Consider the following 7,743-nt stretch of genomic DNA (forward strand, 5'->3'; position numbering starts at 1 on the left):
CGCCGATACCGGTGACTTGGTCCGTCGATCGTGTCGTGTCCGGGCCTGGCGTCTCACTGACCACGAAGAACGGCCGCTTCGATCCGTACGTCCATCGCCTGTGGCCGCTGAGCCTGGAGCCGGTGCACGGCATCGTCGAGATCAGAACGGTGCCGAGCACGCCCGGCGTCCTTTTCACCCTGGACGGAGCAACGATCACGACCGGTGCGGACGGCACCGCGTCCGCTCCGGTCACCGATCTCAACAACGTCAAGGACAGGTTGGAGTTGGCGACCTCACAGGCAGGTGGGGGATTGAACGTCTCCGCGCTGCGCGTCAACAAGCTGCCCCCCAGGCGTCCGGGTGAACGGCGACTCGTGGCCGCACTCGACGTTCGGCGTCCGGTGCAGCTGCGTTTCTTCGACCTGGCCAACCATCCGGTGCCGGTAGCACGCGTTCACGATCTGCGCATGTCCTACGGCAGCAACGACGTGCGCCTGGTCGGCGACGAGCTCAGCGCTCCCGCGCTGCTGCTCGATCGGGTGGCGACCAGGATCGGCTCGGATTGGGAATCCCGTCAGGTCCGATACACGCTCTCCTCGGTGCGTGTGGACGGGTCCGAAGCCGTGTTCGACGGGCGCCAGAACTTCCGGCCGGAGGATGCGTCGATGTGGTCGATCAGCCTGGCCGTATTCCAATTGAGCGTCACCACACGCGATGCGGTGTTCGGCTCGGAGGTCGGGTCGCGCCTCGTCGTCACCCGGCCAGACGGCTCGAGATTCGCCGGACACATCGGCAAGGGTGGTGCGGCGGTCTTCCCGTCCCTGGTACGCGGCCTCTACCAGCTGCGGATCGACTCGGCTGTAGCGGGCGGTAAGACCAGCGTCCTCGTCTCGCGCAACGACGCGGTCAATCTGCGGGTTGTCACCCTTACCGACGCCGCAATCATCATTGCGGTCGCCGTGATCATGGTGCCGTTGATCATCTTCGGCGGGCGGGCCATGGCCCGACGACGGCGGAGCCAGGACCCGTCGGAGACACCATGAGGTTCCGCCGATGGCTGATACGCGCCGTGCTGATCGTGATGTGCGCGCTGATGGTGCTGGACGCGTCGCCCGCGGCGGCGGCGCCGACGGGGCCGACGAGCACCCACCACGTCCCGGTCTATGCGTACTTCTACCAGTGGTACGACCACGGTTCGTGGCGCCGGGCCAAGGCCGACTATCCGCTCGTGGGCACGTACAGCAGCGACGACCCGCACATACTGCGCGACCAGATCGAAGAGGCCAAGGCCGCGGGCATCGACGGGTTTCTGACGTCGTGGAAGAGCACGCCGCAGCTCAATCGCCGCCTGGACCTGCTGCTGCGAGTCGCGTCCGAGCTCGATTTCCAGGTCGGTGTCGTGTACGAGGCGCTCGACTTCGCCCGGGAGCCGCTGCCTGCTGCGAAGGTTCGGTCCGACCTCAGCTTCTTGATGCAGCGGTGGGGGCCGGCGCTCAACGCGACGGACTTCGGTAAGCCGCTGATCGCGTGGACGGGCACCGACCAGTACTCGCTGTCGGACATCGCGTCCGTACGCGCCATGCTGGCCGGGCGGGCTTTCCTGCTGGCGACCTCGAAGGACTCCGAACAGTATCAACGAGTAGCCGCCGAGGTGGACGGCGAAGCGTACTACTGGTCGTCGGCCAATCCGCGAGCGTCGTTCACCCTTCGCAGGCTCAAGGACCTCGCCACGGCGGTGCACGCGCACGACGGCATCTGGGTCGCTCCGGCGGCACCCGGCTTCGACGGGCGGACCCTCGGGCACTTGCGAGTCGTCGATCGGGCAGGCAGCGCCACCCTCACGAACAGCCTCACCAACGCGTTCGCGAGCTCGCCCGATGCGGTCGGGGTGATCAGCTGGAACGAGTGGTCGGAAAACACCTACATCGAACCGGGCCAGCGCTACGGCCGCCAAGAGTTCAATGCGCTGCGGAAGTTCCTGGCTGCCCGTGGCAACGATGTCGGGTACAGCCGCGTGGTGCACCGGGTGACCGCACGACCTGGGCCGTGGTCCGGCCTGCGGGCGGCTGGCCTGCTGACCCTGTTGTGCCTGGTTGGAGTGGGCGCTCTCATCCTGTTCGGCGGACGACGCTGTCGGTGGGGTCGGCCGACGAGTCGGCCAGCCGGCCGCAAGGTCAACCGGACCAAGACGCTGGTCGGATAGTCGCGTGCGGAGACCCCACATCGCTGGACGGTTCAGAGCGGCTCCCGTATGGATCGCCCTCGTGACCGCCCTCCTGGTCGCGTCCTGCACCGGAAGCACGACGGCGTCCTCGTCCTCGCCGACCGGCTCGCCCGGCACCGGCGGCCAGCAGGCGGACCCTCCGCCCGTCTTCGCCATGTACTACCTGTGGTGGGACCGTGGTCACTGGTTGAGCCACCTTGGGCGGGGCTACCCTACGCAGCGCGGTGCCGAACCGCTGCCGGCGCACCTCGACGCGTCGGGCTGCAACGCCGTGACCAGGTACCCGGGCAATGTGGAGACCGATATCAGCCCCGGTCTCCAATACGACCAGGCCAATCCGGCGACGATCGCTCGCGACGTCAAATTGGCAGCTGCTGCCGGATTGACAGGATTCGTGGTCAACTGGATCGGGGCGGGTACTCCTGCGCAGGATCCGTCGTCGACCGCTCTGAACCAAAGACTCCAGTACACCTTCAACGCTGTACATCGCATCAATGCGCGGGGAGGCCACTTCTCAATCATCCTGAACTACCAGTCATCGGCGAGGCACCTGACGACGACGCAATTCCGCAACGACTTCAAGTACTTCCTGTCGCGGTACGGACGCGACTCCGCTCTCAACCACAGATTCTCGCGCCGCCCGGAGGTCGTGATGGCGGGGACGTGGAAGTACAGCGACCACGACCTCGCCGTCATTTCGCATACCTTCAGGTCGCGGTTCTACCTCATGGGCGACGAGAAGCCGGCCAGCTGGGACAACCGACGCGCCGCCCTGCTCGACGGCACCAGCTACTACTGGTCGAGCCAGAATCCGATCAAGAACCGCTCGTCGTTCGCGACGTTGCACCGCTTCGCCGCCACGGTAAGGAAGGCGAAAAACCCCGACGGCCGTCCGAAGACCTGGCTCGCGCCGTTCATACCCGGCTACAACGCCAGCCTGCTGTATCACACGTCCACGTGCGTGCCGCGCGACAACGGCCAGACAATGCGGTCACTGTTCGCAGGGAACTCAGCGTCGCATCCGGACGGGTGGACGCTGATCTCCTGGAACGAGATCACGGAAGGGACGTATGTCGTGCCCCTCCTCCGGTACGGAAAGACCTACCTCAACGTCCTGAAGTCGATCATTGTTCGGCGCTGACCCGCCGCGTACCGGCATCGCTGCCCGTGGACCAACGCCTATCCGGGTACCGATCACGATCAGCACTACCCCGAGGATCGCGAATCGTCCTAGGCGCTCTGCCATCACGCATCGTCGCCCCACAGCTCACGGATGGCTCGCTGTGCGCCCTGGTGCTTGGCTGAGTCCTCGGGAGCGGACTTCAGGGTGATCGCTGCTTTCCAGACAGCCCACCCCCGGGCTCGGCGCCACGTTTCGGGGTCTTGCCCGACGTGATGACGGAAGACCTCGCGACTACGTGCGTCAAAGGTCGTCCACGCGACGGTCAGGTCGCAGGCGGGGTCGCCGACGGCCATGCATCCGAAGTCGATGACTGCACCGAGTCGGTCTTCCCGCGTCAGGAGGTTGCCCGCAGCCATGTCTCCGTGTACCCAAACTGGGGCGGCTGACCACGAGGTTTCCGTCGCTTCCTGCAGCCACTTCCGGGCCTGCTGTCGCAAAGGCCTGCCCAGCATTGGTACTGCCGCCTCCCCCTCGGCGAGGTACCGGTCGAAGAGATCACCGCGGAAGCCGTTGGATTGCTCGGGTGTGGGCGCTCCCGGAGGGGTGGGGAGCGCCTGTAGCGAACACAGGAACGCCGCTACGTCGGCGGCGATGACCCCGAGGTCGACCGTCTCGGTCTCGTCCAGCGGCACCCCGTCCAACCAGCGGTAGACCGACCACACCCTGGGGAACGCCCGCGAGGGAAGGCCTTTGGCGACGGGCGATGGGATGGGCGTGTGTAGGCGCTGGCTCAGGAAAGGTAGCCAGCGCTGTTCTCTGTCGACTTGAGGTGCGTAGCCGTCGCCGCTAGGTAGTCGGACGGACATCTGGGACCCGAGGCGGAACGTGCGGTTGTCCCAGCCCTGCGAGGACACCTCCGTGATATCAAGGTCCGCCCACTGGGGGAACTGCTCATCCAACAGCTGACGGACCAACTCCACCGTCGGTTCGGCGTCGACGTTCACTCCTCGATCCTTTCCGCCGTTCCGCGGCAGCCGCTGGTGCCTCGCAGGCCTCGTGTCACCACGGTATAGCCCCTTCGTGGCCTGCCACCTGACCATCGACGCGACCAACCGACTGCCGCGTAGTCCACCGCAGACCGCCTCTAGACCACCGGATTCCGGTGATGGCTTCTCACCTTCCCGGTGGTGAGTCTGATCAGATCCTGAACGGGTAGGTCCGTTCATGACCGGAGGGAGACGCGCCATGACATGTGTTTTCGGCGCCGTCTCCGCGGAGATGGCGGCATCAGCGAGCCGTCTTCCCCTCCTGTCGTACGTCTGGAAAGGACGACCATGTCATCCACCTCAGCCCCGAAGCCATCCAACTCAGGCCTGAACCGCCGCTCGTTCCTCGTGCGGAGCGCGGCGATCGCGGCCGTCCCCGCGGTGGCCACCGTGGCCGGGGGGCGCCCTCGCCGAACCGGCGTCGGCCGACACCCTCCCCGACTACGCGCCGATACCGCCGTCCGCGCTGGGCCCGGCCCTCAACGCGCAGGGCTACTTCGTCGGGCCGGTGAAGAAGAATCTGTACTGGGTCACCGACGGCACCTACCAGGCGGCCTTCCTGACCACCCGGGAAGGGGTGGTGCTGTTCGATGCGCCCCCGAGCATCGGGGCCAACCTGCAGCGCGCCATCAACCAGATTGCGTCCGCCAACGGCGTGTCGAACAAGGTGACTCACATTGTCTACTCGCACCACCATGCCGATCACCTCGGCGCCTCGTCGCTGTTCGGCCGCCACGTGGTCCGCGTCGGGCACGTCGAGACCAAGGTGCTGCTGGCAAGCGAGAACGACCCGACCCGGCCGGTGCCTGACGTGACGTTCGAGACTCACCGCAGGCTGCACGTCGGCGGGGAGCGGATCGACCTGGCGTGGCACGGAACCAACCACACCCCCGACAACATCTACATCCACTTCCCGGATCACGACACGCTCATGCTGGTCGACGTCATCCTGCCCGGCTGGGTGCCGTACGACAGCTTCAACCTGAACGAGGACGTTCCCGCCTCCATCGCCGCCCCGGCCATCGCCATGGCTTACCCATGGACGCACTTCATCGGCGGCCACATGGGCCGGCTCGGCGCCCGCGACGACGTGGCCGTGTACCAGCAGTACGTGACCGACCTCATCGACAACATCAAGATAGCCTTGGGGGCGGTCGACCCCACCCCGTTCTTCACCAGGTACGGGAACAACTCCTGGGCCGCGGTCAAGACGTACCAGGACGCGCAGGTCGCGTATGCGACCGCGCCGGTCATCCAGAAGTACACCGGCGTCCTCGCCGCCGCTGACGTCTACACGGCCAGCACGGCGTTCCACATCCTCGAGTCGATCCGTCTCGACCTCGGCTTCGGCTCGCAGGTCCACCCGTGACCGGAGCGGAACGATCTTAGTGTCTGTGCCCTTTGATCGGATGCGATTGCAAGAGACTGGGGGCGGGGGCAGTGACTGAGCTTCAGGGCATCGGTCGGTTCGAGTTTCACGAGGTGGGCAAGCTCGAGGAGTTCAAGCGATTGTCTGCTCAAGCCATGGAGATCGTACGGGCCAAGGACACTGGGACGCTGCAGCGGTACAGGGACTCCGAGGCACTCCTCGAGCACGCCGCGAACCTTGGCGAACTCGGGGGAGCAATCCTCGCGGCGGGATTGGTCTCCAGCGAACTCCTCGGCGAGCTGGGCGCCGAGCTCAGAGCGAACCTGACTGATGGCCCGGTCCGTCTCTTTACGCCCTTCCTGTCAATGTAGACACCGTCGGCGCCAAGGCCCGGTTGCCGTCCGGGTCAGCCGGGGGTGGCGTGGGCAGTGATCTCGAGGTCGAGGTACCGGGCAGCCAGACCCTTCTTCTTGGTCAGGCCGAATGCGTACCGGTCGATCCGGGTGGTGCCGCGCAGGGTCAGGCCATCACCGCTGGCGCGGGATTCGGTCACGGCCAGATCCACCGGGTCGCTGTGGCCCCGGACGGTGAGCTGCCCGCGCAGCACCCAGCCGTCACCTTCCCGAGCCAGGTGGGAGGACTCGAACGCGATGTGCGGGTGCTCCTGGACGTGCAGGAAGTTCGCGGACTTGACATCCTTGTCCCGCTGGCGGTGTCTGCTGGAAAAGCTGGCGGCATCGATCACTGCCCGCGCGGTCGAGGCGGTCACCGGGTCGGCGATGGTCACTTCGCCGGAGAGGATCTCGAAGCTTCCCTTCACCGCGCCCAGTCCGAACAAGTGCCGGGTGGTGAAACTCACCGACGAGCTGGCCGGGTCGATCCGGTAAGTCCCCGTTCCTGGGATCTGCACGGTGGCGGTAGCCATAACGTTGCCTTTCTGTTCCCGGGGCCGCGGGTATTAGCTCCCGGCCTGTGGTTTCGCAATCAACTAGACGATGCGTCGGTCATTAAGCGGGCTAGGGTCTGAGGACGATCTTGCCGCGGGTGTGGCGGCGTTCGAGCTCGGTGTATGCCTCGCGGACTTGTGTCAGCGGGTAGACCTTCGCGATCGGCACCTCGAGGTGCCCGTCCGCGATCAGGCCGGCCAGCTCGGCAATCACCTTCGCGCCCGGCCCTGCCTCTGCGCCTCCGTCAGTCTTGACGCCGTACTTCGCTGCGGCCGCATAATCGACGATGGTGTCGATCCGCTCGGCCGCGACGTCGAGGTCGAGCGCCAGTTCGACGTACCCGTCGCCGTTGGTGTCGATGAACGCATCCACGCCGCCCGGCGCCGCGACCCTGATCCGGTCCGCGACGTCGACACCGTACGCGATCGGTACCACGTCGTGGCTCGTCAGCCAATCGTGATTGCTCTCGCTCGCCAGGCCGATGACCGCGGCCCCAGTACGGCGGGCGAGCTGGACAGCGAGCGAGCCAACTCCTCCGGCGGCTCCGGAGATGACGACGGTCTCGCCCTCCTCGGGCTGAACTGAATGCACTACCCCCCACGCCGTAGTGCCTGCGACGTACAGGCCGCCGGCCGCCTCCCATGAGACCTTCTCCGGCTTGTGGGTGAGATCGCCGGCCTCGACCAGGACCATCTCGGCCTGTGAGGCCCTCTTGTTAGAGAAGCCGATCACCTCGTCGCCGGGCGAGAATCCGCTGACCCCAACGCCGACATCTTCGACGACCCCAGCGAGGTCGCTGCCCTGCCCGGAGGGGAACGTCGACGGGAACAGCTGCGCCACCGCCCCCGTGCGGATGACGGCCTCACTGATGTTGATGCCAGCCGCCTTCACCCGCACGAGGACCTGTTCGTCCCCGGGCACCGGGCGTTCCACCTCAACAACCCGCAAGACATCGATCCCACCGAACTCCTCGTATCTGACCGCTTTCACTACGCTCTCCCCTTGACTCGCTGAATGGTCGCTACTTCGTGGCTGCTGATAGCCGGGGCGGG

General features: G+C 66.2%; 8 protein-coding genes. 5 read left to right on the forward strand and 3 right to left on the reverse strand.

Annotated elements, in window-relative coordinates; genetic code table 11:
* The 3 genes from VGH85_17130 to VGH85_17140 all read left to right on the forward strand — a co-directional run.
* The coding region (locus VGH85_17130; GenBank protein ID HEY2175533.1) for a hypothetical protein at window positions 1-1,025 on the forward strand (1,025 nt) is incomplete at its 5' end.
* The gene (locus VGH85_17135) at window positions 1,022-2,185 is read left to right on the forward strand and encodes an endo-1,3-alpha-glucanase family glycosylhydrolase (GenBank protein HEY2175534.1); all 1,164 of its coding nucleotides are present in this window, start codon (window positions 1,022-1,024) and stop codon (window positions 2,183-2,185) included. The genes VGH85_17130 and VGH85_17135, both read left to right, overlap by 4 nt.
* 175 nt (window positions 2,186-2,360) lie before the next feature.
* The gene (locus tag VGH85_17140) at window positions 2,361-3,347 is read left to right on the forward strand and encodes a hypothetical protein (GenBank protein HEY2175535.1); all 987 of its coding nucleotides are present in this window, start codon (window positions 2,361-2,363) and stop codon (window positions 3,345-3,347) included.
* Between the two features lie 104 nt (window positions 3,348-3,451).
* Here the strand turns inward: VGH85_17140 and VGH85_17145 are convergent, their stop codons facing one another.
* On the reverse strand, window positions 3,452-4,333 hold the full coding sequence (locus VGH85_17145; GenBank protein ID HEY2175536.1) for an aminoglycoside phosphotransferase family protein: 882 nt from the start codon (window positions 4,331-4,333) through the stop codon (window positions 3,452-3,454).
* Between the two features lie 550 nt (window positions 4,334-4,883).
* Here VGH85_17145 and VGH85_17150 point away from each other — a divergent pair.
* Both VGH85_17150 and VGH85_17155 read left to right on the forward strand, forming a co-directional pair.
* Entirely contained in the window at window positions 4,884-5,744 is an 861-nt protein-coding gene (locus VGH85_17150) for an MBL fold metallo-hydrolase (GenBank protein HEY2175537.1), read from the forward strand.
* 71 nt (window positions 5,745-5,815) lie between these two features.
* Window positions 5,816-6,115, forward strand: coding sequence for a hypothetical protein (locus tag VGH85_17155; protein HEY2175538.1), 300 nt, complete (start codon window positions 5,816-5,818; stop codon window positions 6,113-6,115).
* A 35-nt stretch (window positions 6,116-6,150) separates the two neighbouring features.
* Here the strand turns inward: VGH85_17155 and VGH85_17160 are convergent, their stop codons facing one another.
* Both VGH85_17160 and VGH85_17165 read right to left on the reverse strand, forming a co-directional pair.
* The gene (locus VGH85_17160; protein HEY2175539.1) at window positions 6,151-6,669 is read right to left on the reverse strand and encodes a YceI family protein; all 519 of its coding nucleotides are present in this window, start codon (window positions 6,667-6,669) and stop codon (window positions 6,151-6,153) included.
* A gap of 91 nt (window positions 6,670-6,760) precedes the next feature.
* Window positions 6,761-7,681: an NADP-dependent oxidoreductase gene (locus tag VGH85_17165; GenBank protein HEY2175540.1), complete on the reverse strand. Its 921-nt coding sequence runs from the start codon at window positions 7,679-7,681 to the stop codon at window positions 6,761-6,763.
* Window positions 7,682-7,743 lie beyond the last annotated feature (62 nt).

It is taken from the genome of Mycobacteriales bacterium (assembly GCA_036497565.1).
Taxonomy (GTDB): Bacteria; Actinomycetota; Actinomycetes; order Mycobacteriales; family QHCD01; genus DASXJE01.